The sequence below is a fragment of the Streptomyces sp. NPDC050423 genome (assembly GCF_040655445.1).
Lineage (GTDB): Bacteria > Actinomycetota > Actinomycetes > Streptomycetales > Streptomycetaceae > Streptomyces.
Window position 1 is genome coordinate 60,941 of record NZ_JBFAJY010000039.1, and the last position, 18,508, is coordinate 79,448.

Below are 18,508 nucleotides of genomic sequence, written 5' to 3' on the forward strand. Positions count from 1 at the left end.
CGTCCCGTACGTCCTCGAAGGGGCGGTGCATCCGGTACCCACCGGGAGCACCGCCCCTTTCACCGCTCCGGAGAGCCCACTGAACGCCGTCACCGCCGAGATCGTCTCCGTCGCCCTCCTGCTGGGAGTGCTGGCGTTCGCCGTCGTACGCCCCCGGGGGCTGCCGGAGGCGACCGTCGCCGTGCCCGCCGCGGTGCTGGTCATCGTGGTGGGCACGGTCTCCTGGCCGGAGGCCCGGTCCCAGGTGGGCAGCCTGCTGCCGGTCGTCGGTTTCCTCGCCGCGATCCTGGTACTGGCGCGGCTCTGCGCCGACGAAGGGCTCTTCAGGGCGGCCGGTGACCTGGTCGCCCGCGCCTGCGGCGGGCGGACCGGCCCGCTGCTCGCGGGCGTCTTCGCCGTCGCGTCGGTGATCACGGCGGTGCTCAGTCTGGACGCCACCGTGGTCCTGCTGACACCCGTCGTCCTAGCGACCGCGGCCCGCGTCGGGGCCCGCCCCCGCCCGTACGTGTACGCCTGCGCGCACCTCGCCAACTCCGCGTCGCTCCTGCTCCCCGTCTCCAATCTGACCAACCTGCTGGCGTTCACGGCGAGCGGCCTCTCCTTCACCCGCTTCGCCGTCCTGATGACGCTGCCGTGGCTGGCGGCGATCGCCGTCGAGTACGTGGTCTTCCGCCGGTTCTTCGCGGCCGACCTGGCGGCGGGGGCGTACCCGCCGAAGCCGGCGGACCACCGGCCGGCTCCCCCCGTCTTCACCCTGGTCGTCCTGGTGCTGACCCTGTGCGGATTCGCCGTGACCTCGTTCGCGGGCGCGGAGCCGCTGTGGGCGGCCCTGGTGGGCGCCACCGTGCTGGCCGTACGGGCGCTGGCGAAACGGGAGACCACCGTGAAGGGGCTGGTGCACTCCGCGAACGTGCCGTTCTGCCTGTTCGTGCTGGCCCTGGGCGTCGTCGTCAAGGCGGTCGTCGACCACGGTCTGGGTGCCGGTATCGCCCGGCTCCTGCCGGCCGGATCCTCGTTGCCCGCGCTGCTGGCGGTGGCCGCGGTGGCGGCGGTGCTCGCCAACCTGATCAACAACCTGCCGGCGATCCTCGCCCTCCTCCCGGTCGTCGCGGCGGCCGGCCCGGGGCCGCTGCTGGCCGCACTGATCGGGGTGAACGTCGGGCCGAACCTCACGTACGTCGGCTCGCTCGCCACCCTGCTGTGGCGTCGCATCCTGCACACGCACGACGAGGCGCCGGAACTCGGCCACTTCACCAGGCTCGGGCTGCTGACCGTACCGGCGACGCTCGCGGTGTCGACGGTCGCGCTCTGGGGGGCGCTGCGAGTGATCGGGGTCTGACGCCTGCCCCGGCGGGTGGGCGCGGGTGTTCGCGCCCGTCGCGGGCGGTCCGCGAGCCCGCCGGAAGGCTGCGGCGATGTCTCCCATATGCGGATCCGACGCCTGTGAGTATGGCCACGAATCGGGCAAATGATCACAGTTGGCTGTCAGAGTGAAGCTCTCAAGGTCATGCGTTTCCTTGCGTGCGGCTCTGCCGAGCCGCCGGAGAGACCACGAACCCGCAGGGAGCTCGTCCCTTGGCTGCTATCGCCCGCTGGTGCATCGCACACCGTCTCGTCGCCGTCCTCATCTGGCTGCTCGCCCTCGGCGGCACGGCCGCGGGTGCGGTGTTCGCGGGCAGTTCCTACACGAACGACTACGAGGCGCCCGGCACCGAATCCGGCCACGCCGCCGCCCTGTTGAAGAGCGGCTTCACGAACCTCGGCGGGGACACCGACACCATCGTCTGGCACACCGACGGCGCCACCGTGCGGGCGGCCGACGTCGAGCAGAAGATGACCCGAACCCTGCACGCGGTCGAACGGCTGCCGGGTGTCGGCGACGTCAGCGGGCCCTACACCCAGGCGGGCGCCGCACAGATCAGCGCGGACGGGCGCACGGCCTACGCCACGGTCACCTTCGACGGGCAGGCCGACGACGTACCGGTGGCGCAGGCCGAGGCGGTCGTCAGCACCGCGAAGGCCGCCTCGGGCGAACACCTCCGCGTCGAGCTGGGCGGCTCGGCCGTCGCCCTCACCGAGGCGCCCGCCGTGCACCTCAGCGAGGCCATCGGGGTCGCCGTCGCGGCCGTCGTGCTCTTCCTCGCCTTCGGCTCGCTCGCCGCCAGCATGCTGCCCATCGCCACCGCTCTCGTCTCGGTCGGCACCGCGTACGCGGGCATCGTGCTGCTCGGGCACGTGATGACCGTCGCCGACTTCGCCCCCATGCTCGGCATGCTCGTCGGGCTCGGGGTCGGCATCGACTACGCCCTCTTCATCGTCACCCGGCACCGCAGAGGGCTCCGGCGCGGCATGACCGTCCCCGAGGCGGCGCAGCACGCGGTCGCCACGACCGGACGGGCCGTCGTCTTCGCCGGGGCCACCGTCTGCATCGCGCTGCTGGGCATGCTGATCCTGCGGCTGAGCTTCCTCAACGGTGTCGCCGTCGCCGCCTCGCTCACCGTCGTACTGACCGTGGCGGCCTCCGTGACGCTGCTGCCGGCCCTGCTGTCCCTCATCGGCATGCGGGCGCTGAGCAGACGCGAGCGCAGACGGCTCGCCGAGCACGGCCCGCAGCCGGACCTGCCCACCGGGTTCGCCGCGCGCTGGTCCGCCTTCGTCGAGCGGCACCCCAAGCTGCTCGGCGGGATCGCGGTGGTGGTGATGCTGGTCCTCGCGCTCCCCACCTTCTCGCTCCACCTGGGCAGCTCCGACCAGGGGAACAACGCGAGATCCTCGACCACCCGGCAGGCGTACGACCTGCTGGCGGACGGATTCGGTCCCGGCGTCAACGGACCGCTGACCATCACCGCACAGCTCGACGGCGCGGACGACCGGCTGGCGATGGACGCGCTGCCCGCCACGCTGCGCGCCACCGACGGAGTCGCGTCGGTCGACCCGGTCACGTACAACTCCAGCGGCGACACCGCGTTCGTCACCGTCGTCCCGGAATCGGCGCCGCAGTCCCAGCAGACCAGCGCGCTCGTCGACCGGCTGCGTACGGACGTCCTGCCGAAGGCGGCGGACAACACCTCGCTCCAGACCCATGTGGGCGGTGTGACGGCCAGCTACGACGACTTCGCACAGATCATCATCGGGAAACTCCCGCTCTTCATCGGTGTCGTCATCGGGCTCGGCTGCCTGCTCCTGCTGATGGCCTTCCGGTCGGTCGGCATCCCGCTGAAGGCGGCGGTGATGAACGTGGCGGCGGTCGCCTCCTCGTTCGGCGTGGTCGTCGCGATCTTCCAGTGGGGGTGGGGGAGCGAGCTGCTGGGGCTGGGCAGCTCGGGGCCCATCGAACCCTTCCTGCCGGTCATCATGGTGTCCGTGCTCTTCGGCCTGTCCATGGACTACCAGGTGTTCCTGGTCGGCCGGATGTACGAGGAGTGGCTGGAGACCGGTGACAACCGGCGGGCGGTCCGGGTCGGCCTCGCCGAGACCGGCCGGGTGATCAACTCGGCCGCGGTGATCATGATCTCGGTCTTCCTCGCCTTCGTGCTCAGCGGCGACCGGGTCATCGCGATGTTCGGGATCGCGCTCGCCGCGGCCGTCGCACTGGACGCCTTCGTCCTGCGCACGCTGCTGGTCCCCGCCCTGATGCATCTGCTGGGCGGGGCGAACTGGTGGATGCCGGGCTGGCTGGACCGCAGGCTGCCGCGTCTGAGCATCGAGCCTCCCGATTGCCGGGCACCACTTGCGAAGATCCCGGGGGCGGGCGCGAGCCGGGACGACGAAGCCGTACCGGCCGCGGAGCGCGTCCGCTGACCCGGCTCGGAACCGCGGTGGGTGAGACACGAGGAGGGGCACGATATTCGCGGTACCCCTGGGGGATGACGGGGCCGAGCTGAGGCCGTTGGAGATCTGGCAGGCGCAGGAGTTCCTCGACCACATGGACCGGGCGCGCGATCTCGTCGACCCGTGGATCCCGTTCGCCTCCTTCGCCACCGACCTGGAATCGGCGCGGGATCTGCTGCGCCGGTACGCGGAGAAGCAGGCGGCCGACACCGGCCGGCTCTACGGGATCTGGCTGAACGGCACGCTGGTCGGCGGGGTCCTCTTCCGGATGTTCGACACGGAGTCCGGGAACTGCGAGGTCGGCTGCTGGCTGGAGCCGGCGGCCCAGGGGCACGGCCTGGTGTCCAGGGCAGCGACCCGGCTGATCGACTGGGCGGTCCTGGAGCGCGGCATGCACCGGGTCGAGTGGGACGCGTCCGCCGCGAACACCCGGAGCATCGCCGTGGCCGAGCGGCTCGGGATGACGCGGGACGGCGTGCTGCGCCAGAACTACCTGTACCGCGGTGTGAGACACGACTCGGAGATCTGGTCCGTGCCGGCCCCGGAATGGCGGGCCAGGCAGGGCTGAGCCGGGGTACGGGAGCGGGGCGCCGCCGGGCGTTAAGAAGGTTCTCATCCGGGGCACCTAGCGTGCGGGAAATGAACCCCACCACTCCCACTACTCCCACAGCTCCCGTCGCCGAGGGCGACGGAGAGACAACGACGGCGGACAAGGCCGTCACCGACACCGCCGGGGCCAAGGACACGGCGGAGCGACCCGGCACGGCGGGGCGGCCCGACGAGGAGCCCACGGACCGTGACACGGGCGGGGACACGGACGCGGCGGAGCAGGACTTCGACCTCGGCCTCGACGACGACGGGTCCGGCAAGGAATCCGCCGGACTCGGCACCGCCGCCGCGGCCGTCGTCTCCGCCGGCCTCGGCATCGTCTCGCTCACCGGGGCCTGGAGCGGCCGGGTCGCCGCCGAGCGCGAGACCCTCATCGGGCAGATCAAGACGTCGTCCGGCGGCTCGGCGGCGCAGCAGATCTCCGAGATCTACGGCGACGCCTGGCACGCCACCGCCCTGGCCAACGGCCTCTTCGGGCTCGTCGCCCTGCTGGTCGGCATCTTCGTCCTGGTCCGCCCCGCCTTCGGCGCCCCGTCCGCGCACCCGCAGGCCGGCTGGGTCCGCGCGGTGGCCATGGGCGGCATCGCGCTCGGTGTGATCGGTGTACTGATCTCCGTCGGCATGTACTTCGACCTCATCGGCGCCCTGCCCACGGCGGCCGCCGCGACCGCGGGAAGCTGACCGGCCGGGTACCACGCGCCGCACCTCTCTCCCCCCGTACGGCGCCTTCCGGCGCGGCCTAAGGCATCTGCGGGGGTGACCGCCGCCCTTGTGCGGCGGCGCGGGCAGCCGCCTAAGGCGCCGGCCCGTCAGAGATGCGGAACTCGCCCGATGCGGCGGCACCCCCTGGGGGACGAAAGTGGAGGCACGGCAGACGAACTGCCGCCACCGGGGCCCAACGGGCCCTCGCCACCAGGGGGGAATCGCATGTTCACGCTGGAACTCCAGAAGATCAGGCAGGCCGAAATGATCCGCCGCGCCGACAACGAGCGGCTCGTCCGGGCAGCACGTCGCGCCGACCGGGCCGCCCGCAGCTCGGCACGCAAGGAGCGCGAGAGGACGGTGAGTGCGGACAGGGAACGGGCACGGTTCGCGCACGCCGCGTAAGGGCCGAAAGACGATGCCTGTCCAGCTTCCCGGCTCCGAGCCGTCGGACCCGTATGCGATGCTCGGCTCCGTGGAGACCAGGTCAGTCAGTCCCGTGTTCGTCGGCCGCGCAGGTGAACTCACCTCGCTCACCGACGCGCTCGCCCGTGCCACCGCGGAAGGAGCCGGCCCGGCCGGCTGTGCCTGCGGAGAGCCGCAGGCGCTGCTCGTCGGTGGCGAGGCGGGCGTCGGCAAGACCCGCCTGGTCGAGGAGTTCCTCGCGGTGGCGGCCCGCCGCGGGGCCGTCGTCGCCGTGGGCGGCTGCGTGGAGGTCGGCGCGGACGGCCTGCCGTACGCCCCCTTCTCCACGGCCCTGCGCGCCCTGCGCCGCACCCTCCCCGACGAGATGGCCGCGGCCTGCGCCGGGCAGGAGGGCGAACTGGCCCGGCTGCTCCCCGAACTCGGCGAGCCGGGCCGGGACTCGGCCGACGAGCACGGCACCGCCCGGCTCTTCGAGCTCACCGGCAGGCTGCTGGAGCGCATCTCGGCGCAGCGCGCGGTCGTCCTCGTCCTGGAGGACCTGCACTGGTCCGACGCCTCCACCCGGCACCTCCTCGCCTACCTGTTCCGTACGCTGCGCACCGGCCGCCTCGTCGTGGTCGGCACCTACCGGTCCGACGACATCCACCGCCGCCACCCGCTGCGCCCGCTCCTGGCCGAACTGGACCGGCTCCGGACCGTCCGCCGCATCGAACTCGCCCGCTTCAACCGGGCCGAGGTCCGCCGTCAGCTCGCCGGAATCCTCGCGGACACCCCCGAACCGGCCCTGGTGGACGAGATATTCGAGCGCTCCGACGGCAACGCCTTCTTCGTCGAGGAGCTCGCCTGCAGCCTGGAGTGCGGCGACGGGGACGGAGTGCCCAACTCGCTGCGCGACCTCCTCCTCGTCAGGGTCGAAACACTCAGCGACGATGCCCAGCGGGTCGCCCGGGTGGTGGCCGAAGGGGGCTCCGCGGTCGAGTACGAACTGCTGGCCGCCGTCGCCGGGCTCGCCGAGGACGACCTCATCGAAGCGCTGCGGGGAGCGGTCGGCGCCAATCTGCTGCTCACCACTCCGGAGGGCAACGGCTACCGCTTCCGGCACTCCCTGGTCCGCGAGGCCGTCAGCGACGACCTGCTGCCGGGCGAACGCTCCCGCCTCAACCGCCGTTACGCCGAGGCCCTGGAGGCCGACCCCACCCTCGTCCGCGACGGGGAGCGCGCCACCCGCCTGGCCAGCTACTGGTACGGCGCGCACGATGCCGCCAAGGCCCTGCCCGCCGTACTGAAGGCCTCGGTCGAAGCGCGCCACCGCAACGCCTTCTCGGAGCAACTGCGGCTGCTGGAGCGGGCGATGGAGCTGTGGGACGACGCTCCCGATGCGATACGCGGCACTCTGCGCCCCATCGACTACGCCGAGGTCTACCCGGCCTGCGGCCGCGACAGCGCCAACCCCCTGAGCTACCTCGACCTGATGGCCGAGGCCACCGTCGCCGCCCGCTTCGGCAACGACCGCGAACGGGCCCTCACCCTCTGCAAGAAGGCCCTGCGCATCCTGGAGAGCGAGGACGACGCGCTGCGCGCCGCCTGGTTCTGGGTCCAGCGCTCCCATCTGGTCCAGGACCTCACCCGGGGCGACGGCTGGGACGAGCTGGCCACCGCCGAGGAGCTGGTCCGGGGGCTGCCGCCCTCGGCCGTCCACGCGGAGGTGCTGATGAGCGTGGCCGGCTGGGGCGCCCTGCACCGCCCCGGTGCCCAGACTCTCGCCGCCGCCGACCGGGCCGTGGAGTACGCCCGGCTGGTCGGCGACGAGTACATCGAGCTGCACGCACGCCTCACCCGGGGCTGGCTGACCGCCGATGCGGGAGACATCGACGACGGCATCGCCGAGATGTACGCCGTCCGCGACCGGGCCGACGAGCTGTGCCTCATCGGTGTCATGGGCCGCGCCGGCATCAATCTCCCCTCCACCCTCGAAGCCATGGGCCGTTCCCTGGAAGCCGTGGCCGCCGCCGACCACGGGATCGAGATCTGCCACAGCCACGGCATCGCCGACACGGAGGCCTGGGTCCGCACCAACCAGGCGATGTCCCTGTTCTCGCTCGGCCACTGGGACGAGGCCCTGGCCACCACCGAGGCCGCTGCCCGCACGGCGCTGTCCCGCAAGCCCCAGGGCCTGGTCGCCGCCCGCCGCACCGAAGTGGCGCTGGCGCGAGGAGACTTCGCCGAGGCAGAACGGCAACTCGCGCTGAACAAGCGGAGCTTCGGCTCCCGCGACCCGCAGCCCCAATACGTCATCAACGCCGTGCGCCACACCGTCACCCTGGCCGTCCAGCAGGGCCGCTTCTCCGAGGCCCGCACGGCGTTCGAGGCCCAGGCGGAGGTCGGCTTCCCGACCGGCACCCAGCGCTACGCCCTGCCGCTGCTGCACGTCGTCGCGGCGGCCGAGGCCGACGCCCGCGGTCTGCCCGCCACCGAGCCCGGCCGGCCGGCGAATCTCGCCCTGATCCGCTCCCACCTCAAGCGACTGCCGATGGGCGTCCCCGTATGGGCTGCCTACGGTCTGCTCGTCGATGCCGAGCTGGCTCGTGCCGAAGGCCTCGACACCCCTGATCACTGGTCCCGCGCGGCACAGGCCTTCACCCCGCTGCACCGTCCGTACGAGCTGGCCCAGATCCGCCACCGCTGGGCCGAGGCCCTGCTCGTGGCCTCCGGCGACCGGCCCACGGCCACCGCACTGCTGCGCGAGGCGCACGGCACCGCCCTGCGTCTCGGCGCCCGCCCGCTGGCCGAGACCATCGAGCTGCTGGCCGGCCGCGCCCGCATCACCCTCACCGTCCCCGACGCGCCCCACGGCCCCGGCGCGGGCTCGGGCCCGAGCGAGCAGATCCTGGTGGCCGTCACGGTCCCGGACGGCGACGGCGCCACCGACGAGCAGACCGGGCGGGACCACCCCGACGAGCAGCTCCGGGCCGCGGCTGCCGCCGCTGTGGAGTCCTTCGGGCTGACCCGGCGCGAACAGGACGTGCACCGGCTCGTCGCCGACGGCCACACCAACCGCAGGATCGCCGAGGAGCTCTACATCTCGCCCAAGACCGCGAGCGTGCACGTCTCCAACATCCTGGCCAAGCTCGGGGTGGCGAGCCGGGGCGAGGCCGCCGCACTCGCCCACCGGCTGCGTCTCTACCGCACGCCGACGGGTTCCTAGGCGGTGTCGCCGTCCCCGGTGTCCCCGTCTCCGGCGTCCGGTCGGCGGACCACCACCTTGCCCGAGGTGAGGTCTATCGGGCCGCGCGCCGGGTCGCCGATGCCGAGATCCACCCGGCTCAGCTCCAGCCGCCGCTGTTCCTCGGCAGCGTGCTTGCGGCCCGGTGCGAAGAGTTCCTCGAAGAAGTTGAACACGGGCCGCGCACCCTTCCGCCTGCTGTAGCCGCTACCGCACCTCAAGCACCAGGATCTTGTCGTCTCCCGGCTTCGGGGTGCCACGGGTGTCCGTCTCGCTCGTGACGAGATAGAGCTTGTTGCCGCCGGCCGCGAGCACGGTGCGCAGGCGGCCGTACTTCCCCTTCAGGAACGACTGCGGGGCCGCCAGAGGTTCCTTGTCCGCCGCACCGGACAGCGGAATCCGCCAGAGCCGCTCACCGCGCAGACCGGCCATCCAGATGGAACCCTCGGCGAAGGCGACGCCGCTCGGTGACGCCTCGGACGTCTTCCACTGTGCCACGGGATCACGGAACCCCGCTTTGCCCGCCTTGCCCGCCTTGCCCTCGACGTCCGGCCAGCCGTAGTTTCCGCCCGGCACGATCAGGTTCAGCTCGTCCCAGGTGTCCTGGCCGAATTCCGACGCCCACAGCCGCTTGTGGTTGTCCCAGGCCAGCCCCTGCACATTGCGGTGACCGTACGAATACACCACGGAGTCGGCCTGCGGATTGCCGTGCAGCGGCTCGCCGTCAGGCGTCATCCGAAGGATCTTGCCGGCCAGCGACTTCTTGTCCTGCGCGAAGCCGCGATCCCCCGTCTCGCCCGTCCCCGCGTACAGCATGTGGTCCGGGCCGAAGGCGATGCGCCCGCCGTTGTGGATGGAGCCCTTCGGGATGCCGCGCAGAATCGTGTCGGGAGCGCCCAGCAGGTGGCCGGGTGTCGTGCCCTTCTCGTCGTAGAGCATGCGGGCGATGCGGTTGTCCGAGGCGGTGGTGAAGTACGCGTACACCAGATGGTCCGTGCCGAAGGTGGGGGAGACGGTGATCCCCAGCAGCCCGCCCTCCCCGGCGGGAGCCACTCCGGGCACGGTGCCCAGCAGCGTCTTCTTCCCGCTCTTCGCGTCGACCCTGGTGATCGTCCCCTTGTCGCGCGAGGAGACCAGCAGGTCGCCGTCCGGCAGGGCCGTGAGGCCCCACGGCGAGTCCAGCCCCTCCGTGAGGGTCGACACCACCTTCACCGAGCCCTTCGCGGGCGGCAGATCGGCGGCGGAGGGTGAGGCCGCCGGGCTCGACGTGGCCGTCGAGGACCCGGCCGGTGGTCTCGCTCCCTGGCCCGCGGTGCTCCCCGCCCCCTCCTGAGAGGAGCACCCCGCGGCGAGCAGCAGGGCGCCCACCGCCAGCACGGCCACCGCACCGCGCCGCACTCCCGCCCCCGGCTGCCGCCGCGCGACGCGACCACTTCCGTGACACGTCATGTGACGCCCCACCGGGTCCTGCCCAGATCCGAACACCGCACCGATCCCTTCGACGGCCGCCTGTCCACCCTTCTTACACCGCCGCCCCCGTGCTCAGTCCCACGACTCCCGGGCCGGCGGCAGCCGGTCGATCTCCGCCAGGTCCTGCGCAGTCAGTGTCAGACCGGCCGCCCCCGCGTTCTCCACCGCCCAGCGCTCCTGCTTGGTCCCGGGCACCGGAACCACCTGTGGCCCCTGCCGCAGCACCCAGGCCAGCGCCACCTGCGCGGGCGTCGCCCCGTGCCGTTCGGCAACCCGGCGCAGCCCCACCACCACCGGCTGGTTCGCCGCCATCATCTCGGCGGTGAACCGCGGATGCCTGGCCCGCAGGTCCTCCGGCTCGAAGCCCTGCCCCGGGGTGAGCGTCCCCGTCAGATAGCCGTTGCCCAGCGGCATCGCCGCCAGGAACCCCACACCCCGCGCCGCACACCACGGGAGCAGCGATTCCAGCGCCTGGGGCGACCACACCGAGAGCTCCGCCTGCACGGCGCTCACGGGAAACACCTGCTGCACCCGTTCCAGTTGCCGGATCGTTCCGTCATGCAGCCGCGCACCCGGCCGGCGCGAGGCCCGCGCCCCGATCGCGCACAGCCCGAGCGCCCGCACCTTCCCCGCGGCCACCAGCTCCGCCATCGCGCCCCAGGTCTCCTCGACAGGCACCTCGGGGTCGGCCCGGTGCAGTTGGTACAGATCGATCACATCGGTCTGCAGCCGTCGCAGCGAGGCGTCGCACGCCCGCCGCACATAGCCGGGACGGCCATTGGCCACGATGTGCTGATCGCCCACCAGCAGCCCGCACTTGGTGGAGACGAAGGCCTCCGCACGGCGCCCCTTCAACGCCCGCCCCAGCAGCAGTTCATTGGTGAACGGGCCGTACATGTCCGCCGTGTCGAGCAATTGGACGCCCGCGTCGAGCGCCGCGTGCACCGCGCGCAAGGCATCGTCGCCACGCTGCAGCGAGGCGCCGTACGCCCAGCTCATCGGCATACAGCCGAGACCGACCGCGCCCACGGCGAGCGCCGCCGCACCGAGACTCCTGCGCTCCAACTCCCCGAACCCTCCCTCGGCCCCGCCGGCACGGGATCACTCCGGACCCCCAAAGCTAACCTCTGCTCCCCGCGCGCCTTCGCATAGCCTCCTGACCATGACTTCCACCACGAATTCCACCGCGGCCCCCGAGGTGTGGCTGCCGATTCCGGCCGACGGGATCGACGGACTCCCCGAGGGTCTCAACTACCGGTTCTGGGACGGCGGGCAGGACTACCCGGCCGACCCCGCGGACTGTGCCTTCTATGTCGTTCCGTACATGAAGGGCCCGGAGGTCGCGGTCCGTCCGCTCGCCGGGATGAGCGCGGTGCGGGTCGTGCAGACCCTCTCCGCGGGCATCGACCACGTCGAACCCGGTCTCGGCCTGCTGCCCGCCGGTGTGCGGCTGTGCAACGCCAAGGGGGTCCACGAGGCGTCCACCGCCGAGCTGACACTGGCGCTGATCCTCGCCTCCCTGCGCGGCCTCCCCGGCTTCGTGCGCGGCCAGGACAACGAGGAGTGGCGGTCCGGGTTCTACCCGGCGCTCGCCGACAAGTCCGTGCTGATCGTCGGGTACGGATCGATCGGCTCCGCCATAGAGGACCGGCTCGCGCCCTTCGAGTGCGCGCGGGTGGCGCGCGTCGCACGCTCTGCGCGGACAACCGCACGCGGGCTCGTACATACGCTCGACGACCTGCCCGCACTGTTGCCCGAAGCCGACATCGTGATTCTGTCCACCCCGCTGAACCCCTCCACACAAGGGCTGGTGGGCGCGGACTTCCTCGCGGCGATGCCGGACGGGGCGCTCCTGGTGAATGTCGCCCGTGGCGGTGTCGTCGACACCAAGGCCCTGTTGTCCGAACTCGAGTCCGGCCGGCTGCACGCCGCACTCGACGTCACCGACCCGGAACCGCTCCCTTCCGGCCATCCCCTCTGGCATGCTCCGAACGTCCTGATCACTCCGCATGTGGGCGGCAGCACCTCGGCGTTCCTGCCGCGCGCCAAGCGTCTGATCGCCGGACAGCTCAGCCGCTTCGCCGCGGGGGAACCGGTCCACAACGTCGTGCGTACCACCGGCTGAACACGTTGCGAGCACGTTCCGAAGCGCTCAGTGCCGACAAGTCCCCGGGTCGTCACGGAGAGTAGAGGAACTATGTCCCTGTGTGACGAGTCTGGTGTATCGTCCCGAAAGGGAGGCTGCGCCGTGGAAGGGACGGCGTCGGGGAGGAAGCCACACGCGAGGGGGCGACGGGCGATGTACGGCCGATGGGCGAACGATCCGAAACGGCGGGGTGGCCGAAGGCGGTCGGCGATGCGTCCGGTGCGCCGGCGCCGCGGCCGTCCGGAGACCTCTGGGGCACCCCGGTGAGCGCGCCGGCAAGCACCCGCGGAGCCCTCCTGACCAGACGACCGGCCGTCGGGAGGGCGCCCGCGCTGCTCCCGCAGCTCCTCCTCGGCCTCGCCTGCGCCGGATACGCGGTGGGTGCGGGCGTCGGCTGGGGCTCGGCGCAGCTGGCGCTCTTCATGGGCGACTTCGGCCTCAGTACGGCCGCCCTGGCCGCAGCCGTGTCCTGCTTCCTCTTCGCCCGCGCGGCGGACAACCGGTTCCGGCCGGCCTGGCTGCTGTTCTCGCTCTCCTCGCTCATGGCGGCCGGGGGCAACGCGGTCTGGGGCTGGTACGAGTTCGTGCGCGGGCTCCCGGTGCCCAGCCCCTCCCTCGCCGACCTCTTCTACCTCTGCTTCGCGCCGCCCGCGATCGTCGGACTGCTCGTCCTCGCCAGGCGCCCCGTCACCCGGGCCGGCTGGGTCTGCCTGGCACTCGACTCCTGGCTGATCGGCGGATCGCTGCTCACGCTCTCCTGGAGCCTCGCCCTCGCCCACACGGCACATCTGGCGGACGTCGAGGGCTCCAGCGTGGCGCGGGCGGCGCTCTCGCTGGCCTACCCGCTGCTCGACATCGTGCTGGTCTCCATGGTGCTCGCGCTGCACTTCCGGCGGTCCAGCGTCAACCGCGCCGCGGTCAACACCGCCATCGCCGCCCTCGCCCTGACCGTCCTGTGCGATGCCCTGTTCACCTCGCCGCTGCTGCGCCAGTCATACCATTCCGGCCAGTTGCTCGACGCGGGCTGGTTCGCCGGTTCGCTGCTCCTCGCGTACGCCCCCTGGGGGGCGGGCCGCGAGGAGGGTGACGCTGCCCAGCAGCGGCCCGTGCCACGTACCACCAGTCGCCCCATCGCCGGTTCGCTGGCCGCGCTGACGCCGTATCTCGCCGCCGCCGTCTGCACCCTGGGCATCCTCTACAACGTGATCGAGGGCCGCCGGGTGGACCGTGTCGTGGTCTTCACCGGATGCGCGGTGGTGCTCGCGCTGGTCGTCCGGCAGGGCATCATGCTCGTCGACAACATCGCACTCACCCAGGAACTGGCCCAGAAGGAGAACCACTTCCGCTCCCTGGTGCAGGGCTCCAGCGATGTCATCATGATCGCCGCCCCGACCGGCATACTCCGCTACGTCAGTCCCGCCGCCTCCGGTGTCTACGGGCGCGACGCGGACGACCTCATCGGCGCGGAGCTCGCCTCGATCATCCACCCCGACGACCTGGGCGGGGTGGTGCACGAGGTGCGCCGCTTCCTCGCCGCCCCGCCGGCCGACGAACCCACCACCCGTATCGAGTGCCGCTTCAGGTCCGGCAGCGGTGAATGGCTGAACGTCGAGTCCACCGTCAACCGCCACCAGGGCGGGCTGATCCTCAACAGCCGTGACGTCACCGAACGGGTCCGGCTCCAGGCTCAGTTGCAGCACAACGCGGAGCACGACCCGCTCACCGACCTGCCCAACCGCGCACTCTTCACCGACCGCGTCCGCCAGACCCTCAGCGGCCGCCGGACCGGTGACGCGGGCACCGCCGTGCTCTTCATCGACCTGGACGGCTTCAAGGCCGCCAACGACCGGCTCGGCCACCAGGCGGGCGACGAACTCCTCATCCAGGCCGCCCGCCGTCTCCAGGACTCCGTACGGGCCGGGGACACCGCCGCCCGGCTCGGCGGTGACGAGTTCGCCGCCCTCATCGTCGGTGACGGCAGCCGCGAGCAGACCGCCCGCGAGTACCAGGTCCACGAGATCGCCGACCGGCTGCGCCTCACCCTCTCCCAGCCCTACCGGATCGGCGCCGGCGAGGTCCGGGTCACCGCCTCCATCGGGGTCGCCTTCGCCGAGCCCGCCATCACCCCCAACGACCTCATGCGCAACGCGGACCTCGCCATGTACCGCGCCAAGGCGGGCGGCAAGGACCGCGTCGAGCTGTACGCCCCGCAGATGCAGGCCGAGGTGGTACGCCGCTCCGAGCTCGCGGCCCGGCTGCGCACCGCCCTGCGCGACGGGGAGTTCGCGCTGCTCCACCAGCCCGTGGTGCATCTGACCAGCGGTACGGTCGCCGCCGTCGCGGCACAGGCCCGCTGGCGCTCCGCCCAGGGCATCCTGTTCACCCCCGCCGAGTTCCTCCGCGTCGCCGAGGACAGCGACCGCACCGCCGAGCTGGGCCGCTGGCTTCTCGAAGAGGCCGTCGAGCAGGCCGCCGACCGGGCCAGCGCCGGACACCAGGTCTCCGTCGCCGTCCGGCTCTCCGCCCGCCGGCTGCTCGACAAGGGGATGCCGTTCGGCTCCGTCGAGGCGCTGCTCACCCGCTACGGGCTGCCGTCGGGGGCGCTGATGATCGAGGTCTCCGACAGCGACCCGAGGGTCTCCTTCGATGAACTCGAACAGCGGCTGGTGGCCCTGCGCCGTCTCGGCGTGCGTATCGCGCTCGACGGCTTCGGCAGCGGCTACGCCGCGATCAACGCCCTGCGCCGGCTCCCCATCGACGTACTGAAACTCGACCGCGGTCTGGTCGAGGGCGTCGTCGAGTCCGCCCGGCTGCACAAGATCACCAGCGGGCTGCTGCGGATCGCGTGCGACCTCGGCATGCAGTCCGTGGCCGACGGCGTCGACGTACCGGAACAGGTCCTCGCCCTGCGCGCCATGGGCTGCACGCACGGCCAGGGCATGGCCTTCTCCGGGCCGTTGGACGAGTACCGGCTGCGCCGCGCCCTGGTCCGCGGAGAGTTCCCGGTGCCCGGCAGCCCGGCCGCTCAGCCGGTCCTGGCGGGCGGCTCGATTCCGCTCCTCACCGGCTCACATACTGAGACGCCCATCCCACCCACTTGACACGTCGAGTGCGTCGGAGAGAGGGTCAATGCCATGCGCACCCGAATTCTCGTACTTGGAAAGCGCGTCGGCTGAAGCAGAGTCCCTCGATGACACTCTGCAGACCGCACCGGCGCGCTCCCCTCGCTTGCCTCACGGCACGAGGGGTTTTTTGTTGCACCGGTACTACGCAAAACGTCGTAAAACACTCGCAAAAACCCTCAGCTTCGAGAAGAGAATGCCGATGACCGAGCAGGCCACCGGGGCCCACCATCCCCAGCCGCGGGCCCGTACCGGCGGAGCGTCCTCCGCCGCCGTTGAGCACCTCACGGGCGCGCAGTCCCTCATCCGTTCTCTCGAGGAAGTCGGGGCCGACACCGTATTCGGACTCCCCGGCGGCTGCATCCTGCCGGCGTACGACCCGCTGATGGACTCCACCCGAGTCCGCCACATCCTGGTCCGCCACGAGCAGGGCGCGGGTCACGCGGCCACCGGCTACGCACAGGCCACCGGCAAGGTCGGCGTCTGCATGGTCACCTCCGGGCCGGGCGCCACCAACCTGGTCACCCCGATCGCCGACGCGGCCATGGACTCCGTGCCCATGGTCGCGATCACCGGCCAGGTGGCCTCGGCCGCCATCGGTACGGACGCCTTCCAGGAAGCCGACATCTGCGGCATCACGATGCCGATCACCAAGCACAACTTCCTGGTCACCCGCGCCGAGGACATCGCGCACACGATCGCGGAGGCCTTCCACATCGCCTCCACCGGCCGTCCGGGCCCGGTCCTCGTCGACATCGCCAAGGACGCCCTCCAGTCGAAGACCACCTTCAGCTGGCCGCCGGTGATGGACCTGCCCGGCTACCGTCCGGTCACCAAGCCGCACGCCAAGCAGATCCGCGAGGCCGCCAAGCTCATCACCCGGGCCAAGCGCCCGGTGCTGTACGTGGGCGGCGGCGTCATGAAGGCCGGAGCCACCGCCGAACTGAAGGTTCTGGCCGAGCTCACCGGAGCGCCGGTCACCACCACGCTGATGGCGCTCGGCTCGTTCCCCGACAGCCACCCGCTGCACGTGGGAATGCCCGGCATGCACGGTGCGGTCACCGCCGTCACCGCGCTGCAGAAGGCCGACCTGATCGTCGCGCTGGGTGCCCGCTTCGACGACCGGGTCACCGGCAAGCTGGACAGCTTCGCCCCGTACGCCAAGATCGTGCACGCCGACATCGACCCGGCGGAGATCGGCAAGAACCGCGACGCCGACGTGCCGATCGTCGGGGACGCCCGCGAGGTCATCGCCGACCTCGTCCAGGCGGTCCAGGCCGAGCACACCGAAGGCCACACCGGCGACTACACCGCCTGGTGGAAGGACCTCAACCGCTGGCGCGAGACCTACCCGGTCGGCTACGACCTGCCGGACGACGGCAGCCTCTCGCCGCAGCAGGTCATCCAGCGGATCGGTGAACTCGCCCCCGAGGGAACGATCTTCGCGGCGGGCGTCGGCCAGCACCAGATGTGGGCCTCGCACTTCATCCAGTACGAGCAGCCCGCCACCTGGCTGAACTCCGGCGGCGCGGGGACGATGGGGTACGCGGTGCCGGCCGCGATGGGTGCCAGGGCCGGGATGCCGGACCGTACGGTCTGGGCGATCGACGGTGACGGCTGCTTCCAGATGACCAATCAGGAGCTCACCACCTGCGCGCTCAACAACATCCCGATCAAGGTCGCGATCATCAACAACGGCGCGCTCGGGATGGTCCGCCAGTGGCAGACCCTCTTCTACAACCAGCGGTACTCCAACACCGTGCTGCACTCCGGTGCCGACACGGACGGCGTCCCGGCGAAGGGCACCCGGGTGCCCGACTTCGTCAAGCTGTCCGAGGCGATGGGCTGCTACGCGATCCGCTGCGAGGACCCGGCCGACCTGGACAAGGTCATCGCCGAGGCCAACGCGATCAACGACCGCCCGGTCGTCGTCGACTTCATCGTCCACGAGGACGCCATGGTGTGGCCGATGGTCGCCGCCGGCACCTCCAACGACGAGGTCATGGCAGCCCGCGGTGTCCGCCCCGACTTCGGCGACAACGAAGACGACTGAGAGACAGAGAGAGACCGACTCCATGTCCACCAAGCACACGCTCTCCGTCCTGGTCGAGAACAAGCCCGGTGTCCTCGCCCGGATCACCGCCCTGTTCTCCCGCCGCGGCTTCAACATCGACTCGCTCGCGGTCGGAACCACCGAACATCCCGACATCTCCCGCATCACGATTGTGGTGAATGTCGAGGGCCTGCCCCTGGAGCAGGTGACCAAGCAGCTCAACAAGCTGGTCAACGTCCTGAAGATCGTCGAACTCGAGCCCGCCGCTGCGATCCAGCGCGAGCTCGTCCTGGTGAAGGTCCGCGCCGACAGCGAGACCCGTTCCCAGATCGTCGAGATCGTCCAGCTGTTCCGCGCCAAGACCGTGGACGTCTCCCCGGAGGCCGTCACGATCGAGGCGACCGGCGGCGCCGACAAGCTGGAGGCGATGCTCAAGATGCTGGAGCAGTACGGCATCAAGGAGCTCGTCCAGTCCGGCACCATCGCCATAGGACGTGGCGCGCGCTCGATCACCGACCGGTCGCTGCGCGCCCTCGACCGCACGGCGTAGCCGCCGCCTCGCCGCTCGTATGGCGAGACCCGAAAACGTAACTGACGCACCCCGCCGTACGGTGGGACGCAACACCTGCACACCAAGGAGAAGACCCAGTGGCCGAGCTGTTCTACGACGACGATGCCGACCTGTCCATCATCCAGGGCCGCAAGGTCGCGGTCCTTGGTTACGGCAGCCAGGGTCATGCCCACGCGCTGTCGCTGCGCGACTCGGGTGTCGACGTCCGTGTCGGTCTGCACGAGGGTTCGAAGTCCCGGGCGAAGGCCGAGGAGCAGGGTCTGCGTGTGGTGACTCCGGCCGAGGCGTCCGCCGAGGCCGATGTGATCATGATCCTGGTTCCGGACCCGATCCAGGCCCAGGTCTACGAGGAGTC

15 protein-coding genes are annotated in these 18,508 nt (G+C 71.5%); 12 read left to right on the top strand and 3 right to left on the bottom strand.

Annotated features, from left to right (window positions below; genetic code table 11):
* The first annotated feature begins 79 nt into the window (after positions 1-79).
* The 6 genes from AB0I52_RS25880 to AB0I52_RS25905 all read left to right on the top strand — a co-directional run bounded on the left by AB0I52_RS25880 (position 80) and on the right by AB0I52_RS25905 (position 8,773).
* Positions 80-1,339 (top strand): SLC13 family permease, encoded by a 1,260-nt coding sequence (locus tag AB0I52_RS25880; RefSeq protein WP_363076426.1) that lies wholly within the window; start codon positions 80-82, stop codon positions 1,337-1,339.
* 236 nt (positions 1,340-1,575) lie between these two features.
* Positions 1,576-3,801 carry an MMPL family transporter gene (locus tag AB0I52_RS25885; protein ID WP_363076398.1) on the top strand — a complete coding sequence of 742 codons (2,226 nt, stop codon included), beginning with the start codon at positions 1,576-1,578 and terminating at the stop codon, positions 3,799-3,801.
* Positions 3,802-3,844: 43 nt separating this feature from the next.
* Entirely contained in the window at positions 3,845-4,399 is a 555-nt protein-coding gene (locus AB0I52_RS25890) for a GNAT family protein (protein WP_363076428.1), read from the top strand.
* A gap of 71 nt (positions 4,400-4,470) precedes the next feature.
* Positions 4,471-5,121 carry a hypothetical protein gene (locus AB0I52_RS25895; protein WP_363076400.1) on the top strand — a complete coding sequence of 217 codons (651 nt, stop codon included), beginning with the start codon at positions 4,471-4,473 and terminating at the stop codon, positions 5,119-5,121.
* A 246-nt stretch (positions 5,122-5,367) separates the two neighbouring features.
* Positions 5,368-5,547, top strand: a complete 180-nt coding sequence (locus tag AB0I52_RS25900) for a hypothetical protein (RefSeq protein WP_363076402.1) — start codon at positions 5,368-5,370, stop codon at positions 5,545-5,547.
* A 58-nt stretch (positions 5,548-5,605) separates the two neighbouring features.
* Positions 5,606-8,773 carry an AAA family ATPase gene (locus AB0I52_RS25905; RefSeq protein WP_363076430.1) on the top strand — a complete coding sequence of 1,056 codons (3,168 nt, stop codon included), beginning with the start codon at positions 5,606-5,608 and terminating at the stop codon, positions 8,771-8,773.
* On the opposite strand, the gene AB0I52_RS25910 is transcribed toward AB0I52_RS25905, so the two are convergent.
* Positions 8,770-8,967 carry a DUF6191 domain-containing protein gene (locus tag AB0I52_RS25910; protein WP_363076404.1) on the bottom strand — a complete coding sequence of 66 codons (198 nt, stop codon included), beginning with the start codon at positions 8,965-8,967 and terminating at the stop codon, positions 8,770-8,772. The genes AB0I52_RS25905 and AB0I52_RS25910 overlap by 4 nt on opposite strands.
* A 31-nt stretch (positions 8,968-8,998) precedes the next feature.
* On the bottom strand, positions 8,999-9,994 hold the full coding sequence (locus AB0I52_RS25915) for a PQQ-dependent sugar dehydrogenase (protein WP_363076406.1): 996 nt from the start codon (positions 9,992-9,994) through the stop codon (positions 8,999-9,001).
* Between AB0I52_RS25915 and AB0I52_RS25920 the strand changes: the two genes are divergently transcribed.
* On the top strand, positions 9,981-10,124 hold the full coding sequence (locus AB0I52_RS25920; RefSeq protein WP_363076408.1) for a hypothetical protein: 144 nt from the start codon (positions 9,981-9,983) through the stop codon (positions 10,122-10,124). The two genes, AB0I52_RS25915 and AB0I52_RS25920, sit on opposite strands and share 14 nt — an antisense overlap.
* A 209-nt stretch (positions 10,125-10,333) precedes the next feature.
* Here the strand turns inward: AB0I52_RS25920 and AB0I52_RS25925 are convergent, their stop codons facing one another.
* Positions 10,334-11,326: an aldo/keto reductase gene (locus AB0I52_RS25925; RefSeq protein ID WP_363076410.1), complete on the bottom strand. Its 993-nt coding sequence runs from the start codon at positions 11,324-11,326 to the stop codon at positions 10,334-10,336.
* 97 nt (positions 11,327-11,423) lie between these two features.
* Here AB0I52_RS25925 and AB0I52_RS25930 point away from each other — a divergent pair, with 97 nt between their 5' ends.
* The 5 genes from AB0I52_RS25930 to AB0I52_RS25950 form a co-directional block, all read left to right on the top strand.
* Positions 11,424-12,386, top strand: coding sequence for a 2-hydroxyacid dehydrogenase (locus AB0I52_RS25930; RefSeq protein ID WP_363076412.1), 963 nt, complete (start codon positions 11,424-11,426; stop codon positions 12,384-12,386).
* Positions 12,387-12,670: 284 nt separating this feature from the next.
* Positions 12,671-15,508, top strand: coding sequence for an EAL domain-containing protein (locus AB0I52_RS25935; protein ID WP_363076414.1), 2,838 nt, complete (start codon positions 12,671-12,673; stop codon positions 15,506-15,508).
* A 217-nt stretch (positions 15,509-15,725) separates the two neighbouring features.
* A complete protein-coding gene (locus AB0I52_RS25940; protein ID WP_363076416.1) occupies positions 15,726-17,582 on the top strand; it encodes an acetolactate synthase large subunit in 1,857 nt (618 codons plus the stop codon).
* 22 nt (positions 17,583-17,604) lie between these two features.
* Positions 17,605-18,132 carry an acetolactate synthase small subunit gene (gene ilvN, locus AB0I52_RS25945; protein ID WP_073738667.1) on the top strand — a complete coding sequence of 176 codons (528 nt, stop codon included), beginning with the start codon at positions 17,605-17,607 and terminating at the stop codon, positions 18,130-18,132.
* 98 nt (positions 18,133-18,230) lie between these two features.
* Positions 18,231-18,508: NAD(P)-binding domain-containing protein (locus AB0I52_RS25950; RefSeq protein WP_363076418.1), on the top strand; the 278-nt coding region annotated here is incomplete at its 3' end.